The sequence below is a fragment of the Sediminicola luteus genome, from assembly GCF_040566555.1.
Classification (GTDB): Bacteria; Bacteroidota; Bacteroidia; order Flavobacteriales; family Flavobacteriaceae; genus Sediminicola.
In genome coordinates, this window is sequence record NZ_JBEWYP010000001.1 from 139921 (window position 1) to 157328 (window position 17408).

19 protein-coding genes are annotated in these 17408 nt (G+C 38.5%); 10 read left to right on the plus strand and 9 right to left on the minus strand.

Annotated elements, in window-relative coordinates; translation table 11 throughout:
* Positions 1–42 precede the first annotated feature (42 nt).
* From ABXZ32_RS00600 to ABXZ32_RS00610, 3 genes are read left to right on the plus strand one after another with little or no spacing between them, the layout of a single operon-like run.
* Positions 43–1599 (plus strand): NAD(P)/FAD-dependent oxidoreductase, encoded by a 1557-nt coding sequence (locus ABXZ32_RS00600; RefSeq protein ID WP_354616754.1) that lies wholly within the window; start codon positions 43–45, stop codon positions 1597–1599.
* A gap of 25 nt (positions 1600–1624) precedes the next feature.
* Positions 1625–2359, plus strand: a complete 735-nt coding sequence (gene rluF, locus ABXZ32_RS00605) for a 23S rRNA pseudouridine(2604) synthase RluF (RefSeq protein WP_062054840.1) — start codon at positions 1625–1627, stop codon at positions 2357–2359.
* Between the two features lie 26 nt (positions 2360–2385).
* The gene (locus tag ABXZ32_RS00610; RefSeq protein WP_354616755.1) at positions 2386–2994 is read left to right on the plus strand and encodes an FMN-binding negative transcriptional regulator; all 609 of its coding nucleotides are present in this window, start codon (positions 2386–2388) and stop codon (positions 2992–2994) included.
* 22 nt (positions 2995–3016) lie between these two features.
* Here ABXZ32_RS00610 and ABXZ32_RS00615 read toward each other — a convergent pair whose 3' ends face one another.
* The 3 genes from ABXZ32_RS00615 to ABXZ32_RS00625 form a co-directional block, all read right to left on the minus strand.
* Entirely contained in the window at positions 3017–4738 is a 1722-nt protein-coding gene (locus tag ABXZ32_RS00615; protein ID WP_354616756.1) for a PorP/SprF family type IX secretion system membrane protein, read from the minus strand.
* Between the two features lie 425 nt (positions 4739–5163).
* Complete coding sequence (locus ABXZ32_RS00620; RefSeq protein WP_354616757.1) at positions 5164–6216, minus strand: NAD(P)-dependent alcohol dehydrogenase; 1053 nt, start codon at positions 6214–6216, stop codon at positions 5164–5166.
* Between the two features lie 198 nt (positions 6217–6414).
* Positions 6415–6894: a Dps family protein gene (locus tag ABXZ32_RS00625; protein WP_354616758.1), complete on the minus strand. Its 480-nt coding sequence runs from the start codon at positions 6892–6894 to the stop codon at positions 6415–6417.
* 99 nt (positions 6895–6993) lie between these two features.
* On the opposite strand from ABXZ32_RS00625, the gene ABXZ32_RS00630 reads away from it, so the two are divergent.
* The gene (locus ABXZ32_RS00630) at positions 6994–7935 is read left to right on the plus strand and encodes a LysR substrate-binding domain-containing protein (protein ID WP_354616759.1); all 942 of its coding nucleotides are present in this window, start codon (positions 6994–6996) and stop codon (positions 7933–7935) included.
* A 166-nt stretch (positions 7936–8101) separates the two neighbouring features.
* Here the strand turns inward: ABXZ32_RS00630 and ABXZ32_RS00635 are convergent, their stop codons facing one another.
* On the minus strand, positions 8102–8299 hold the full coding sequence (locus ABXZ32_RS00635; protein ID WP_354616760.1) for a hypothetical protein: 198 nt from the start codon (positions 8297–8299) through the stop codon (positions 8102–8104).
* A gap of 147 nt (positions 8300–8446) precedes the next feature.
* Between ABXZ32_RS00635 and ABXZ32_RS00640 the strand changes: the two genes are divergently transcribed.
* Positions 8447–9718 (plus strand): D-alanyl-D-alanine carboxypeptidase, encoded by a 1272-nt coding sequence (locus ABXZ32_RS00640; RefSeq protein ID WP_354616761.1) that lies wholly within the window; start codon positions 8447–8449, stop codon positions 9716–9718.
* Here ABXZ32_RS00640 and ABXZ32_RS00645 read toward each other — a convergent pair.
* The 4 genes from ABXZ32_RS00645 to ABXZ32_RS00660 all read right to left on the minus strand — a co-directional run bounded on the left by ABXZ32_RS00645 (position 9684) and on the right by ABXZ32_RS00660 (position 12397).
* On the minus strand, positions 9684–10214 hold the full coding sequence (locus tag ABXZ32_RS00645; RefSeq protein ID WP_354616762.1) for a peptide-methionine (S)-S-oxide reductase: 531 nt from the start codon (positions 10212–10214) through the stop codon (positions 9684–9686). The two genes, ABXZ32_RS00640 and ABXZ32_RS00645, sit on opposite strands and share 35 nt — an antisense overlap.
* 24 nt (positions 10215–10238) lie before the next feature.
* The gene (nudK, locus tag ABXZ32_RS00650; RefSeq protein WP_354616763.1) at positions 10239–10820 is read right to left on the minus strand and encodes a GDP-mannose pyrophosphatase NudK; all 582 of its coding nucleotides are present in this window, start codon (positions 10818–10820) and stop codon (positions 10239–10241) included.
* A 46-nt stretch (positions 10821–10866) separates the two neighbouring features.
* Positions 10867–11520, minus strand: a complete 654-nt coding sequence (locus ABXZ32_RS00655; protein ID WP_354616764.1) for a DUF2461 domain-containing protein — start codon at positions 11518–11520, stop codon at positions 10867–10869.
* A gap of 70 nt (positions 11521–11590) precedes the next feature.
* Positions 11591–12397, minus strand: coding sequence for a TIGR00266 family protein (locus tag ABXZ32_RS00660; protein WP_354616765.1), 807 nt, complete (start codon positions 12395–12397; stop codon positions 11591–11593).
* A gap of 218 nt (positions 12398–12615) precedes the next feature.
* Here ABXZ32_RS00660 and ABXZ32_RS00665 point away from each other — a divergent pair, with 218 nt between their 5' ends.
* The gene (locus tag ABXZ32_RS00665) at positions 12616–13041 is read left to right on the plus strand and encodes a hypothetical protein (protein ID WP_354616766.1); all 426 of its coding nucleotides are present in this window, start codon (positions 12616–12618) and stop codon (positions 13039–13041) included.
* Between the two features lie 195 nt (positions 13042–13236).
* Here the strand turns inward: ABXZ32_RS00665 and ABXZ32_RS00670 are convergent, their stop codons facing one another.
* Complete coding sequence (locus ABXZ32_RS00670) at positions 13237–13692, minus strand: DUF4442 domain-containing protein (RefSeq protein WP_354616767.1); 456 nt, start codon at positions 13690–13692, stop codon at positions 13237–13239.
* A 193-nt stretch (positions 13693–13885) separates the two neighbouring features.
* Between ABXZ32_RS00670 and ABXZ32_RS00675 the strand changes: the two genes are divergently transcribed.
* The 4 genes from ABXZ32_RS00675 (at position 13886) to ABXZ32_RS00690 (ending at position 17376) form a co-directional block, all read left to right on the plus strand.
* Positions 13886–14359, plus strand: a complete 474-nt coding sequence (locus ABXZ32_RS00675; protein WP_354616768.1) for a DUF4870 domain-containing protein — start codon at positions 13886–13888, stop codon at positions 14357–14359.
* Positions 14360–14492: 133 nt separating this feature from the next.
* A complete protein-coding gene (locus ABXZ32_RS00680) occupies positions 14493–14828 on the plus strand; it encodes a PadR family transcriptional regulator (protein ID WP_062054863.1) in 336 nt (111 codons plus the stop codon).
* Positions 14829–14830: 2 nt separating this feature from the next.
* On the plus strand, positions 14831–16555 hold the full coding sequence (locus tag ABXZ32_RS00685; protein ID WP_354616769.1) for a PspC domain-containing protein: 1725 nt from the start codon (positions 14831–14833) through the stop codon (positions 16553–16555).
* A 98-nt stretch (positions 16556–16653) separates the two neighbouring features.
* Positions 16654–17376 carry a head GIN domain-containing protein gene (locus tag ABXZ32_RS00690; RefSeq protein WP_354616770.1) on the plus strand — a complete coding sequence of 241 codons (723 nt, stop codon included), beginning with the start codon at positions 16654–16656 and terminating at the stop codon, positions 17374–17376.
* Positions 17377–17408: the final 32 nt, after the last annotated feature.

Below are 17408 nucleotides of genomic sequence, written 5' to 3' on the forward strand. Positions count from 1 at the left end.
TTTTCATCTTCTTTATTATAAGAATTACCTTAATTTTGCACCATGGTGAAAACAATTCAGCTACGGGTCAGTATCGAAGAAGAAACAATGGAGGGCATTTTGAAAAAAAAAGCCGCCTATCATCTGCATGTCCATGAAAAAGAGATCAATGGTATTCAAATTATCAGAAAGTCCATTGATGCCCGGAAACCTCAGATTTATTTCAATTATAAAGTTGCTGTTTACGTCCAAGAACCTATGCCCACAAATTCTGGGTATACATTCGATTATAAAGATGTATCCAAGGCCAAGGAGATACATATAATCGGTTTTGGTCCTGCAGGGATGTATGCCGCTCTAAGATGCATAGAGCTCGGCTATAAGCCAATTGTTCTCGAACGCGGAAAAAAAGTAAGGGAAAGAAGGCGCGACTTAAGAGCCATTAACCAACAACATACGGTAGATGAGGATTCCAATTATTGTTTTGGGGAAGGCGGGGCCGGCACCTATTCCGATGGTAAGTTATATACCCGAAGCCTTAAGAGAGGCGATGTAAGAAGAATTTTTGAGAATCTGGTGTACCATGGTGCCACCGAGCAAATATTGATAGATGCCCACCCCCATATAGGCACCAATAAGTTGCCCCAAATTGTGGAAAATATAAGGGAGACCATTTTAGAATATGGCGGCGAGATTCATTTTGAAAGTCGGGTTGTGGATTTCATCATCAAAAACAACGTCCTCCAGGCCCTTGTTTTAAAAAACGGCACGGAGATGAAGGTAAATTCCGTGATTTTGGCCACAGGTCATTCTGCAAGGGACATATATTATTTATTGCACAAAAAGGATGTTATGCTTCAAGCGAAGTCCTTTGCCATGGGGGTAAGGGTAGAACATCCACAGCATATAATAGACAGCATCCAATATCATTGTGAGGGGGAACGTAATGAATTACTGCCTGCCGCAGCGTATAGTTTGGTACAGCAGGTGAAGGATAGAGGTGTATATTCGTTTTGTATGTGTCCAGGCGGATTTATTGTTCCGGCCGCCACTGCAGAAGGAGAAGTGGTCGTTAACGGCATGTCGCCGTCCAGAAGAAATAACCTATATGCCAATTCTGGCATAGTAGTAGAAATAAATGTTGAACAGGATATTCCGAAATACGATCACTTTGGGGCACTAAAAGGCTTGGAATATCAAAAAGATCTGGAAAAATTGGCCTATACTGCTGGTGGCAGGAGTCAGACCGCCCCTGCCCAGAGACTTACCGACTTTGTTGAAGGAAAGCTCTCCGTTGATTTAAATGACACCTCCTATCAACCAGGATTAAAATCGGCCCCATTACATTCCCTATTACCCAAACTTATTGGTAGTAGGCTAAGAACCGGATTTAAGGCATTTGGTGATAAGATGCACGGCTATTATACAGCCGAGGCCAATATAGTTGGTGTAGAATCTAGAACCTCTTCGCCTGTAAATATTCCAAGAAATGAAGAATTGGAACATCCACAGATCAAAGGCCTGTTTCCATGTGGTGAAGGTGGAGGTTACGCGGGAGGTATTGTTTCCGCTGCCATGGATGGAGAAAGGTGTGCCGAGGCAGCCGTAAAGGGAATTTAAAATCAGAATTAAAGAAAAGCTATTTATGGAAGAAGCCCAATCAACAAGAATAAATAAATATCTGAGTGAGGTAGGATACTGCTCAAGAAGGGCAGCCGATAAACTTATTGAGCAGGGAAGAGTAACCATAAATGGCGCTGTGCCCGAAATGGGCACCAAAATTGTTCCCGGTGACGAAGTGCGTGTGGATGGGGAACTAATAACTGAGCCTAAAGAAAAACAAGTCTATATAGCATTTAACAAGCCCATAGGCATTGTCTGTACTACCGATACAGGTGTTGAAAAGGATAATATTATCGATTTTATAGGATATCCTAAGCGTATCTTCCCAATAGGTCGTTTAGACAAGCCCAGCGAAGGTCTTATTTTACTGACCAGTGATGGGGATATTGTCAATAAAATCCTCAGGGCGAGGAACAACCACGAAAAAGAATATATTGTCACCGTGAACAAACCCGTTACCCGTGATTTTGTTCAAAAAATGAGCGCAGGGGTTCCAATATTGGATACGGTAACCAGAAAATGCCATGTTGAGGAAGTAGGCAGAAATGTTTTTAAAATTGTACTTACCCAAGGCCTAAACCGACAAATTAGAAGAATGTGCGAGCATTTGGGCTACAGAGTGGTTAAATTAAGGAGGGTTAGGATAATGAACATCAATTTGGATATGCCCGTTGGTAAATGGCGATACCTTACGGAGCAAGAACTGAACGGGATCAACAAATTAGTGGCCGCTTCTTCGAAAACACATCACGATTAATTTATTAAAACAAATACCAACACGGCATGTACATTCCTGCACATTATAAAAATGAAAACTTAGACGAAGTAAAGGAATTTGTCAAGGAAAACAGCTTTGGTATCTTGGTCAATCAGGTGAAAGGCAGACCTTGGGCAAGCCATATTCCATTGGAATTGGATGTGGATAAAGACGGGCAAGATGTCCTGGTAGGCCACATCTCAAAAGCCAATATGCAATTGGAAGATTTTAAGGAAGACCAAGAGGTGCTTTGTATTTTTAATGGCCCACATAGTTATGTATCGTCTTCATGGTACAAAGAGGAAGAAGTACCCACCTGGAACTACATTGCCGTTCATATGTATGGGAAACTAGTCCTAATGGAAGATGCTGATGTACTGGCATCCCTTCATAAATTGGTCGATAAATATGAGCAAGATTCAGCCAATCCCCTTTCTTTAGACAATTTGTCGCCAAGTGTCATGCAGCAAACCAGGGGTATCATAGGTTTTAAAATAGTGATCAGTGAAATCCAGGCCGCTTATAAATTATCCCAAGGCCGAAAAGATGATCACCCCAATATTATCCAAGAACTAAAAATCAAGGGTTGTCCAGGGTCTAGTGCAATTGCCTATCATATGAATAAAAAAAAATAAGGTAAAAGCATTCCTCCTTTTCTTATTCTTCGGAAAACTCCAAAGTAGCCATCCCCGAATAACGAGAATCATCAATATCCATGATCCACATTTCTTTACCGTACTTGCCATTCATTTTGGTAACGTATGCCTCCCTGGCAGCCTGGCTATCGTTAAAATGTGCCAGATACACATAATTCAATCCGTTTTCGGGATTTCTGAAATGGTTTACGTCTAGACCCTCTGCCCTTAATTCCTTAACAAAATTGTCCATATAAGCCTTATTGCCAAATACATTGGCCACAATATAGTGCCCTTGGTCTATCCCAGGAATTTTACCAAACTTACGGGTGATTATGTCTTGGGGGTCATTGTATTCCGGTCTCTCCCTTACCGTTGAATTATATTCCTCAATGGTATTTGATACTACTTTTATATCCTCCGTATTGGGGTCGGTAATCAAATGATCTACTAATTCTGTATAATTCGGTATTGCTTTATCGTTGTTCACGAAATAAACCTTTTTTGCAGTTTCCTCTAAATCTGGTCGGGTTCCCTTGGTTTCCCTTTTAACGATGCGCATCACCATTTCAAATCGACGTTCCAGATCCCTTTCCCTATTGGACTCCAGGGAATCCAATCGAAATTGAAGTTGTTGAAGGAGGGCATAGTTTTCGCCTTTATTCCCTTCAAAATTATCCATATGCTTAATCAAGGATTGTTTTTCATTATTTGCCGGAGTTTCCTCAACAGCAAATGATTGATAGCTGTCAGTATCCAAATTCACCATATCCTCCGTGAGTTTTGGTATAAATGAAAGGGCTACGGAAATTTCATGGGTCACCCCGAAATTTTCATAATTGTTGGACAAGCCTTTTTCAAAATTATAGCCCAAAGATAATCTGCGACTTAGATTAAACCCTGTCCCGGCAGAAACTCCGTAAAAACTATCATATCCTCCCTGCAACCACCCTACTTTGGGAAGATCCAAAATTATCCCACCTCCATATTCAATGCTTTCCTGTCCTCTGAATCTTATCCTTGCCAAGGGCAAAAGTCGCCCATCCTCAAAAACACCACCTTTATTGCTTAGCCCATGAGTATACTGAAGGTGTGTAGAAAAGGTCTTTTCATTGAAATTGGTCAACGATTTTCCAGTTTTTAGATTAAAATCGACCAAATTTTCCGCAAAAACACCGATATCAAATTTTCCCATAGCCAAATTCATCCCTGGCTGGAAAGCCAAAATGGAGCTTTCATTCAACCCATCCAAAAACGGGTCTTCCTCTCCGGTCACAATTTTACTTTGGTCCACATTACTGCGATAGTAGGGAATATTAACGCCAAAGGAGAAAACGCTATTTGCACTCAAACGAACCCCATATGCATAATTGGCCAATATGCCAATATTTGTTACCACCCCCTCTGTTTGATTGTAAAGGCTTAGCCCCAATCCGGTACGGTCATTAATCCGACCACTATAACTTAAAAAGTAATTTTGCGAATTATTTTCATAATAGGCAGACTGACTCCTATGAAAAAAGTTGATATAGGATTTATCCTCCCTAACAGTAGAAAAGGTAGGGTTGATTAAAAACCTATTGAACTTAAGCAGGTTTTGAAAAGGCACATCGTATTTGAGATAAGGATTTTCCTCCTGTGCATTTAAAGAAAATGACAATGGAAGTAATACTAAAAAAAGAAATACAACGGATAGCTGGTTACCCTTTAATGAAAGGGAGGAATTGTTTTTCGGGGTTTTCATGGCACAAGCATTTTATGCACATAAAATCAGTTCCTTTAATGTGGTTCAACATATCTTTTAGGTAAGGATATGAAGGTATAAATTCTATATTTCAGGAAGTAATCTTATGGCATAGGTTAATAGCATTTAGGATTTGGGATAGAGTGAAGATAAACATATTTCGTTAACCTGATGTATTTTTTCGATGAACTGCACGTTATCGAAAAAAATATAACTCTGAATGTTAGATGGTTATTAGGATTACTGGCTAGTCATTTGGCATAGGTAACCATAATTCCAAAACCCAAAAACCGTTACAAGTCTGCATAATAAATAATGGTCAGCCTTTCAGCATACGAAGATACGGGAGGAAAATAATACGTATCATAAAAAAAGGCCTTCGGTGTAAACCGAAGGCCTTTAAACAATTTATTCAAACACGTTAATTAACTGTTTTTTAATGATTTCATATCAATAACGAAGCGATATTTCACATCTGACTTCACCAGACGGTCAAAGGCTTCATTAATATTCTGCATGTCTATCATTTCTATATCTGAAACTACATTGTGCTCCCCACAGAAATCCAACATTTCTTGGGTTTCTTTGATACCCCCTATCAAGGAACCTGCAATACGTTTACGTCCCATGACCAAACTTCCACCATGTAAAGGATCCAGAGGCTCTATAGCTCCAACCAATACCATTGTGGCATCTCTTTTCAAAAGATTCACATAAGGGTTCATATCGTGTCCTACAGGAATGGTATTTAATAGGAAATCAAAAGAACCGGCATGCTTCTTCATCTGTTCTTCTTCTTTGGATATCAAAACTTCGTCCGCTCCCAATTTTTTGGCATCGCCACTTTTAGAGGGAGATGTTGTAATCATCACTACATGGGCTCCCATGGCATGTGCGAATTTGATTCCCATATGTCCAAGTCCTCCAAGTCCTATAACCCCTACTTTATCCCCTTTTTTTACATTCCAATGTTTTAAGGGAGAATAGGTGGTGATACCCGCGCACAATAATGGTGCTGCAGCCCTTGGATCTAAATTTTCAGGAACACTCAATACAAATTCTTTATCAACCACCACTTGCTCTGAATATCCTCCAAAGGTATGTCCGCCCAAGTGCTTGTCAGCTCCATTATAGGTAAAGGTGGCCCCATTTTCACAGAATTGCTCCATGTCATCTTTACAGGCGCTACATTTCTGGCAAGAATCTACCATACACCCTACACCTACCAATTGTCCTACTTTAAATTTTGTGACATTGGCCCCAATTTCTGTAATACGACCTATGATCTCATGCCCTGGCACAACCGGATAAACAGAATTCTTCCAATCGTTTCTCACTTGGTGCAAGTCACTGTGGCAAACCCCACAGAATTCAATATCTATTTTCACGTCATTTGCCGTTACATCCCTTCTGTCCAATTTAAATGGAACCATTTCCGAATCCGATGTCTTGGCTGCGTATGCTTTTACTTCTGTCATATAGCTTTTTTTTATTTAAAATAATTTACAAAAATTGAGTGGGAATATCTATAAAATTGCCCGTTTAACTTGACTTTAACGCCTTTTACGTTATCGCTAACGCATCGATATTTTTAAAAAGGTGATATCCCTTTCCTTGGTCGGAGGAAACAAAAAAGCTTACCAGTTGGTAAGCTTTAATTATTCTAACCGTATTTTCTAAATGGCTTCGTCTAACCATGCTTTCATCATCCATAATATTTTTTCCTGTTCGGTAATGAAATCACTCATCATGGAATTAGTTCCTTCATCATTTGCATCATCTGAAGCAGCTAATATTTTACGTTCTATGACCAATAGCTCCTTTAACGAATCTACCACCAATCTGATGGCTGCCTCATCTTCTGAAATGTTTTTACCAACCGGAACTTTGGAATTGGAGATGTAGTCCTCAAAGGTATGTAGTGGCACTCCACCCAAAGTCAAGATTCGCTCGGCAATCAAATCTACCTTTAAGTTGGCATCCGTGTACAACTCTTCAAACTTAACGTGAAGGTCAAAAAAGCGTTTCCCTTTAATATTCCAGTGGATACCTCTCAAGTTTTGATAATACCTCTGAAAGGTAGCCAACAAAAGGTTCAAATCTTTACTTAATATTATGGATTTATCGGCATCTAATCCTATACTGTTCATTTTCATAGTTATATCATTTAGACTTTAAAATTAAGAAATTAAAGCAGCTATATGGTATAGGTTTTATCGATAGTTTTTATAATTTTATCACTTAATTTTATTGTTATGACCATTACCCAATTGCAGTATGTTTTGGCGGTTGCCGAATATCAAAATTTTACCCTCGCAGCTGAAAAGAGTTTTGTAACCCAACCTACTTTGAGTATGCAGGTACAAAAATTAGAGGACGAATTGGACATATTGATTTTTGATCGAAGTAAAAAACCAATTTCCGTGACCGAGGTCGGTCAAAAGATAGTCTCCCAAGCTAAAAATATTGTCAACGAAGCCAACCGCATCAAGGATATCGTAGACCAAGAAAAAGGTTTTATAGGAGGGGAATTTACCTTGGGCATTATTCCAACCATTATGCCTACCCTTCTCCCCATGTTCCTTAAAACATTTATAAAAAAATACCCCAAGGTCAATTTGATTATAAAGGAACAAAACACAGATGGACTTATCCGGAATATTCAGGACGGTCATTTGGATGCAGCGATTGCGGCCACACCATTAGAGGTGGAGTTTATAAAGGAACGTCCTTTATATTACGAACCTTTTGTTGGTTATGTGCCGCCGAACAATAAATTGCACAAATTAGAGACGCTAAACCCAGAAGATTTGGATATAAACGAAGTGCTCTTGTTAAAGGACGGACATTGTTTCAGGGATGGAATCATTAATCTTTGTAAGTCAACCAAAAGTTTCGAGGATGACCATTTTCAACTTCAGAGCGGAAGTTTTGAAACCTTGGTGAATTTATCCAATGAAGGATTGGGAATGACGCTTTTGCCTTTTCTAAACACCTTGGAGCTGGATGAAAAGAAAAAACTAAATTTAAGATATTTCAACAGTCCCTCTCCTGCCAGGGAGGTGAGTTTGATATATCATAAAAGTGAATTGAAAATTCAGATCACAGAGGCTATTAGAGAAGTTATTGCCAGCGTGGTCAGGGGTGCCATTGCCTTTCAAGATGTAAAGATCATAAGTCCGATCACCAAAAAATAACAACTATTTAAATTTTCCTGAAGGCATCTAACTTATGGGATAAAAAGGAGGGTAGATTTCCCTTGTCCGAAAATTAAATCTTTCCTTTTTAAAGATTTGTTTAGGAAAAATTAGTTTTTGAACCTCCAAAAAATATAAAAGCCACTTGATCAAGTGGCTTTTATATTTATGGTTGTATGTAAATTAAACATTGCTTTAATTCTGGCTTGTCGGTTATGAATTGTCTTAACCAATGTTTTAATTCCTCTACCTCTACGGGTAGCAATCTGGAAATCGCTTTTTCCAACTCCTTACAAAACAGCATTGAGTCGAAACTAACTTTTTGAAGCACAGTTTTGGTATACTCCAGCATAGCTTTAGCCATATTTCAAGGTTTTTTATAATAGGTTATTACCGCTAATTTAACGAATTGAGAGGGAAAAAATTGTATTATCTTCGTTAAAAATAGAATAATTTCCAATTGGGATAGAAAATTATCAATTAACATAGCTCTTGTGGGCACTTGGTTTTTATGAACAAAACAACCGTAATCTTCTTGTTATCAGTTATTTTAATAGGGTGCTCCGCAACTAGAGAAAGGAAGCTAAACAAGAGCATAGACAATATAATCAATAGCGGCAATTTTGAGAATCAATTTACCGGTTGTATCATAATTAATCCGGCAACCCAGGACACACTTTTCCAGTATAATTCGGAAAAATACTTTCTACCGGCGAGTAATACCAAAATCTTTACCCTCTATACTGCCCTTCAATTATTACCGGAGCAGATTCCAAGTCTAAAATATATTTCCAAAAACGATACGCTTTACGTTCAAGGGACGGGTGATCCTTCTTCACTACATCCAATTTTAAAAGATAGTACGGTGGTTCATTTTTTAGCGAAGTCGAAGAATATCGCCCTTCATCTGACTAATTTTGTCGAGGAAGATTTTGGTCCCGGATGGTCGTGGGAGGATTACGACCAATATTATGCCCCGGCTAGAAGCCCTTTACCACTCTATGGCAACATAACTTCCATAAGTAAATTAGATACTCTTAGGGTGACTCCCTCCTCATTTAGAGATAGCATCGTTTTCTCGGTTTCTGGTAAAAAAAGAGAATTACACCAAAACATTTTTTATTTTGATCCAAGCCGTAAGGATACATTAGAGGTGCCTTTTATCATAAATAACAAGGTTACGAAGATGTTTTTGGAAAAGGCCTTAGATAGGGAGATTGGACTAATAGCTGAGATGCCAAGTGGTCCTAAGGATATTTTATATGGCATTCCTTCAGATTCCCTTTATAAAAGAATGATGCACGAAAGTGATAATTTTATAGCGGAACAACTTTTAATACTTTCATCCTCTTCCTTGTCAGATACCTTAAATGGCAAAATTGCGAGGGATCATATTCTCGCCAATCAATTATCTTCCCTTAGACAACCTCCCAGGTGGGTAGACGGATCTGGCCTTTCCCGCTACAATTTATTCACTCCGGAATCTATGGTAGTAGTGCTTCAAAAGATGTTTGCAGATCTTTCAAAGGACAGACTCTTTCGTCTTTTCCCTGCTGGAGGAGAAAATGGAACACTTTCAGACTGGTTTAAGGGAAACCCAGAACCCTATATATATGCCAAATCGGGCTCTATGGGCAATACATATTGTCTAAGCGGTTATTTACTGACCAATTCTGGAAAAACACTGATCTTTAGTTTTATGAACAATCACCATAGGCAGCCTTCAGCCAACCTAAAAAAGGAAATGACTACAATTTTTGAGATGATGAGGGATACGTATTGATCTTTTCTTGATCAATGAGATCCGGAAAATCAAGTTTAATTTTATTCAATTTGGGAGCAATGTAGGTCTCACAAAAAGGTTTTTCCGGATTGGAATAGTAGTAATTACGATACTGTACTTCCGAAGCCTTAAAATCTGTATAAAGCAAAACTTGTGTGATCAAAGGATCAACAAAATCCTTTTGTAAAGATTTCAAGATGTCCTTAACCCCCAAAATTTCCCGTTCGTCAAAAACATAAACGGCCGACCTGTATTTGGTCCTTAAGGAATGATCCGCTGTACTGTTGTGGGTATGAAGATGAACAGAAATAAGTTCTTGCAGTGAAAGCTGGTCCTCATTAAAGGAAACGATGACTGCTTCTGAATATGATGATTCTGGTTCCGTAGCGGCTATAAAGCCTTGCGCTACATGAGTCACTCCTTTGAGCGATTGGAATACTGCCTCTGTACACCAATGGCATCCTCCTCCAAATCCTATTTTATGAATGGACTGCATAAAGGAATAGTCGTAACAAACGGGTTAAAATAACTCGTGGACTTTTGCATATTGAAGTAGCATGATGGTTTTGGCATCCTTGATAGTGCCATTTTGTATCATTTCCAGGGCTTCTTCAAACGCATATTCGAGGATCTCTATATTCTCAGTTTCATGAGCAGCTCCTCCCCCTTCCCCTACCTTCATCTGATCATCGTACTGACCTATAAAGAAATGCAGAATCTCTGATACTGAACCCGGGGACATATAGGATTCAAATACCTTTTTCACTTCCCGAACGCGATATCCCGTTTCTTCCTCTACCTCTTTTTTGATACAATCCTCGGGATGGTCCCCATCCAGAAGTCCGGCACAGACTTCTATCATCATACCTGAAGGGTTCCCGTTCATATAGGTGGGCATTCTAAACTGCTTCGTCAACACTACCGTTCCCTTTTCCCGATTGTACAACAAAATGGCTGCCCCGTTGCCACGGTCATAGACTTCCCTGACCTGTTTTTCCCAAGTTCCATCTTCCTTATGGTATTCAAAAGTGATTTTATGAAGGCTGTACCAGTGGTCCGATAACAATTCCTTCTCTATGTTCTTAACCGTGCCGTTTTTCAATTTTTATGCTGTATTATGAATATTAGATCTAAATGCTCCTCTTTTTCTAGACAGTTACTGTTTTGTTCAAATAACGTCTAAAGGGCAACATTTCTTTATAGACCGCCACAATCTTTTCTTTAAAATTATCCTGTAAAATCTCCTTCTCTTTTATGGGATGCATCACTGCGAAGGTTTTGTTTTTGAGCAGATCCAAATGAGGATGATCCTTACTAAAGCCTTTGGGAGCCGTTTTTAATTTCTGATCCTCTACCAATCCCCCAAAAGTATCCTGAAAAGATTTTTTGTGAAGGATCTTTTTAAAATCTTCCCCGTCATAATCAATACCATCTCTGATACTTTGTAACGTTTTTGAATCTGGTCGCCAAAAACCTCCGGCCAACATAGATTCATGAATGCCTATCTGTATGTAAAAATCGGCAGTATTGGGCGCTTTGTCCAATCCCGCACCAAAATGATCTTTGTACACCGGTTTATTTGGATGGAACATAAGATTATTATTGATGCGGTTTATTCCTTTCTTGCCGGGCGTGGAATAATACTCCTTATCAATGGCCTCCAAGGTACTGTTCAGATCATCCAACCAAGAGATATAGCCATCTCTGACCTTATAGTAACGCTTTCTATTGGCATCCATCCATTCTTTGGAATTGTTCCTTTCTAAATCACGCAGAAAAGCAAACAGCTCTTTAAAATCCATAAAAAGTATTCTTGTTGTATGGAATTATTCTCATTGAATTATTTGTTATATGAAGCAGTGATTGGTCTGATCAAAATCTATTGTCACCATCCAAGATATCCCCTAGGCCTCCAAGGATACTACCTTCACCTCTATCTTTACCTCCACCCTTTGGTGCTGCCGCCCAAACTCTACTGGCCAACCTGCTAAAAGGCAAGGATTGGATAAATACGGTTCCAGGGCCTTTTAAAGAAGCATAGAACAAGCCTTCCCCACCAAAAACAGTGTTTTTGATCCCACCGATGAATTCAATATCGTAATCAATATCTTTTGAAAATCCTATGATGCATCCTGTATCTACTTTCAAAACTTCCCCTACCGCCAATACTTTTTTTGCTGTGGTACCTCCGGCGTGGACAAATGCCAGGCCGTCACCTTCCAATTTCTGCATAATAAAACCTTCGCCACCAAATAGGCCCCTTCCAAGTCGCTTGGAAAATTCAATTCCAATAGTTACTCCCTTCGCGGCGCATAAAAAAGCATCCTTCTGGCAAATAAAGCGACCTCCAAATTCCGTGAGATCAATCGGAATGATCTTGCCGGGATAAGGCGATGCAAAGCTTACCTTTTTCTTGCCATATCCACTATTTAGGAAGGCCGTCATAAACAAACTTTCCCCTGTCAATAATCTCTTTCCAGCAGAAAAAAGCTTCCCTAAGACGCCGTTATCCTGATTGGAACCATCTCCAAAAATGGTATCCATTTTAATATCGGTATCCATCATCATAAAGCTTCCGGCTTCTGCTACCACTGCTTCCTGTGGATCCAATTCTATTTCCACATATTGCATTTCTTCGCCAAAAATCTCGTAGTCTATTTCGTGATTTACGCTACTCATAAGATATACTATATAATTAATTTAACTTTCCCTATTAGTACTTTTACATTTGAAATTGTTACAGAAATTACCGATAATAATAATAATAATAAAGTAGGGTTTTAGACGTTGTAGTTGTTTAAGTAAAATATAAACCTAAATTTTAAATTATGAATTTATTCAATCCTAGCTTTCTACATTTAGGAAGATTTACAAAGCTTTTCACGATTGTTTTTGCAATGGTTGCATTTTCTAGCTGTAGTAAAGAAGATGATGATACTTTTTCACGTGTTACAGTTAATGGAACAGAAGTTCAATCAAGTCCTTCTGATTTTACCGTAGGTGATCGTTCCGATTTCAATGGTGATATTGATGCAAGTTTCACAGGAAATGGTGGTACGGCCAGTAGAATATTTAGCTGGAACAATAATCTCACTACTGCTGATTACAATGCAGATATTACCGCAACTTCCGACGGTAGTTTCCAAATGATTGTTAAAGATTCAGAGGGAACAGAAGTATTGAATCGATCAATTCAGGGTGGATCTGAACCAGATAGTTTTAGCGGGGTAACTTCGGCAGGAGTCTCTGGAATTTGGACAGTTACAATTACGGTAACAAACTTTACAGGTGATGGTAGCTTTTCCTTGAGTGAAGGAGATTAAGATATAATAAGATCTATAGAATCTATAAAGGCTAGTACTATTTAAGTACTAGCCTTTTTTTGTTGTAACATATGACACATGCACCATCATAGTCTATTTCTGTGCATTCATTTTCTAATACATTTCTATTAAAGGCTATAGGTTGTAAAAAAACTATAATGTTACATCCCATATGTAATTAAAGAATGGGGTCTTTTATTTTTTCAACCTAACCGACCATTCAAAATTAAAAGTGGAAACCAACACCCCATCTTCATTAACACCTTCCGATTTCATCCAAAAAGTCTGGCCTTCCCCTGTAGCTATAGTTTGGTCAAGGGCCTTCTTTATTAAGGCTCCGTCCTTGCAGGTAAAGGTGATCTTACCAGTTGCCTTTTTAGAAAAGTTAGCATTGTTATTGGCCACCAACATGGAAATTTTCCTTCCACTTTCCTCTATCTGATCACTGACCATTGCGCCTGTACTCAGTTCTGCAGCCATCCCTTGAACGGCCCAGAACATAGAATTGAACGGGTTCTGATTGAACCATTTATGGGTTACCGATGACACGGCCCTTTCTTTGTCTATATAACGTAATCTAACTCCACTCCACCAAGCGGCAGGGAGTTTAAAAAAAGTAAAAGTGTTGAACTTTTTAGGGGTAATGGCCATATGATTTTATTTTATTTAAAAATATATAAAATTGAAATCCTATGCTACAAAAACGCCCATAATGATTGGGATTGCAACTATAATAATGAAACCAATCCCTAAATCAAATTGTTAACAAAATGTTAAATTTTAGTACTATGTTTTGCATAATACCTTTTAAAAGATATATATTTGTATAAGAAACTAATAGGCCATGACAGACACTCTGACAAAACACGAAAGAAATTTATCTGCATTTATACATGCATCTGTTTTTTCCAGGTATTTTATCCCTTTCGGAAATATCATACTCCCATTGATTCTTTGGACCATCAACAAAAAGGATTACAAATTTGTGGACTTTAATGGAAAACAAGTTTTGAACTTTCAGATTAGCATTCTCCTTTATGCCCTGGTGCTTGGAGTGCTATCCGTCCCCTTCTTGTTTGGAGCATTTCCAAACATATTTGAAATAGACAATATGATTTTTAATTCATTTGATGGCTTTCATTGGAACCTGGACGGATCAAATTTCAATTTTGGAAATAGATTTTTTCCCTTCGGAATAGCTGCACTTGCGCAAGGCGCCCTAGTTGTCATCAATATCGTATATAGCATCTTGGGGACAATCCGAACCAATGAGGGTCAGACATTTAAATATCCAATCAGTATTAATTTTATAAAATAAAAGCATGTGAGTTTATTCATCAATCAAACAAAAAAAGGGCTGTGCTCCTTACAATGGGAACTCATCACTCCCCACAATTCAAAAACAGGTACAGCAAAAAAACGAACAGTCAATTAAATAGAACCATGAAGCTATGAATATAGAAAACACAAAAGCACAAATGCGCAAAGGGGTCTTGGAGTACTGCATATTATCCATCCTGAATGGAGAGGACAAATATGCTTCTGAAATCCTGGAGACCTTAAAAGATGCTAAGATGCTGGTGGTAGAGGGTACCATTTACCCTTTACTTACACGATTAAAGAATGCAGGATTGCTTAACTACCGTTGGGAAGAAAGCACCTCTGGACCCCCACGTAAATACTACACCTTGACAGAAACAGGTAAAATGTTCCTAAAAGAATTGGACACTACCTGGGACGAACTTAGAAAAGCAACAAATCTCGTAACCAACACAAAAAATAGCTAACAATGAACAAGACAGTCAACATAAATCTCGCAAATATTCTTTTTCACATAGATGAGGAAGCATACCAAAAAATGAGTCGTTACCTAGAAGCAATAAAGCGATCTTTTGCAAACACTTCCGGAAATGACGAAATTCTTAGAGATATAGAAGCTAGGATAGCCGAGTTGTTCCAGGAGAAAATGGAAAACGAGAGACAGGTAATTACTTTAAAAGAAGTGGACGAGGTCATCAATATTATGGGTCAGCCTGAAGATTATATGGTAGACGAGGATATTTTTGAAGATGCTCCCTCTGGCAGTGCCAGTAAGACCGCTAAAGTTAAAAAATTATATCGCGATACAGATTCCAAATTTATCGGTGGGGTATGTTCGGGGCTGGAGTATTATACCGGAATCGATGCCCTGTGGATCAGAATAATCTTTATCCTTTTTGCAGTTTTCACGGGATTTGGGTTTATAGCCTACATCTTGTTATGGATTTTAGTACCTGAAGCAACTACCACGTCACAAAAATTGGACATGAGGGGAGAGCCTGTGAATATTAGCAACATTGAGCGCAAGGTGAAAGAGGGTTTTGATGATGTTGCCTCCAAGGTAAAAAATGTGGATTATGAAAAAATGGGCGATAAGGTAAAAAGTAGCAGCAAATCTTTTGCCGATGCCCTAGGAGATATTATCATGTTTTTCTTTAAGATTATAGGTAAGTTCATAGGTGTTTTACTCATCCTTATTGGAGCTACCTCCTTGATCGGAATTTTCATAGGCATGTTTACCGTAGGTATTTTGGATATGTTCCACATTCCTGGATTGGATTTTTACGATATGGTAAATTCTACCGATACTCCGGTATGGCTTGTGTCTATCTTGGGCCTTTTTGCCTTCGGGATTCCGTTTTTCTTCCTTTTATATTTAGGGTTAAAAATATTGGTCACCAACTTAAAGTCCATTGGCAACATAGTTAAATTTTCACTTTTAGGGTTGTGGTTGTTATCGGTAATTGGTTTAACCGTACTTGGTATTCAACAAGCTTCATCCCATGCCTATACTGGAAGTACTACTACAAAGGAACAGTTATATTTTGAAACAGGGCTGGATACGCTGATGATCTCCATGAAGGCCTCAGATTTATATGACCAAGTAGAAAATGGTGGCTTCGGCGGAATGTCTGTCGCTTACAATGAAAAAGGTGATCGTCTTTTATATACTGAAGATATCCGATTCGATATTAAAAAATCGGAAGACTCCTTGGTACATATAAGAGTGAGAAAAGATGCTGACGGCAGCTCTTACGAAAATGCCAGGCAAAGGGCCGATAAGATAAATTATAGCTATACCATAAGCGGAAATAACTTGATGCTCGATAATTTCCTGACAACCTCTGTGGAAAACAAAGTAAGGGATCAAGAAGCTTATATCACCATATTCTTACCTGTGAACACCATTGTTTCCCTAAATAAATCTACGGAATATCATATGGGATGGAGTACGGAAAACGACAGGGATGTAAACCGTAGAGATATGCACAACTACAACTGGAAAATGAACAGTAATGGTGTAATGCAATGTTTGGATTGTCCGGAAAATATGGTGGGTGAAATGAACAGAAACAAAAATGGGCACATTATTATTAATGAGAATGGCGTGGATATAGACATTAAAGATGAAAATGACAATATCAAGGTCAAGATCAATGAACAGGGAGTACAAATAAAATCCGACGATAATTAACCAAAAACGGCTCATCACCCTAATACAACAGTTCAGTGATAATGAATGTTTAAAATCAATCAAAAAATAGACCTTTAATCAACTAAAAAACAACAATCATGACTACACTAGCAAGAATTACAATCGCACTTATTTTAGCACTCTTTGTCTCATCATGTGCCTTCGATATGAATTTTGGGGAAGGTAAAAAAGGCAATGGTATAGTTGCCGAGGACAATAGGAATGTTTCAGAAGAATTTACAGAGGTTTCTGCCTCGGAAGGTTTGGATGTATTTGTAACCCAATCCAATGTATTTAAAATAGTTGTGGAAGCCGATGAAAATATAATCGACCTAATCGGTACAGATATAAAAAATGGAAAGCTTACCATTCATGCCATCGAGAATATTGGGAGGGCAACAAAAAAAATACATGTTTCCTTACCTAGGATTACCGGTTTGTCTAGCTCCAGTGGTGCTGATTTAACAACGATCAATACCATTGAAGCTGAAAAAATATACTTGGATGCCAGTAGTGGAGCCGACTTGGAGGTTTCACTTATGGCCAATGAGGTTAATGCAGATGCCAGTAGTGGTGCCGACATCCAAATAGCTGGTAACGCAAATATGTTTTTTGCAGATGCAAGTAGTGGCGCAGATATCAAGGCCAAGAATCTTATGGCTAAAATCTGTAATGCCGATGCCAGTAGTGGTGCAGATATTTCATTGAATGTATCGGAATCATTAACAGCGGATGCCAGTAGTGGTGCAGATATTACATATACAGGTCAGGCTACCGTACAAAAAAGCAAATCCTCTTCTGGAAGTGTCCATAAATACTAAAAAAGTATCCAAATAGAACATGATCAGCCCAC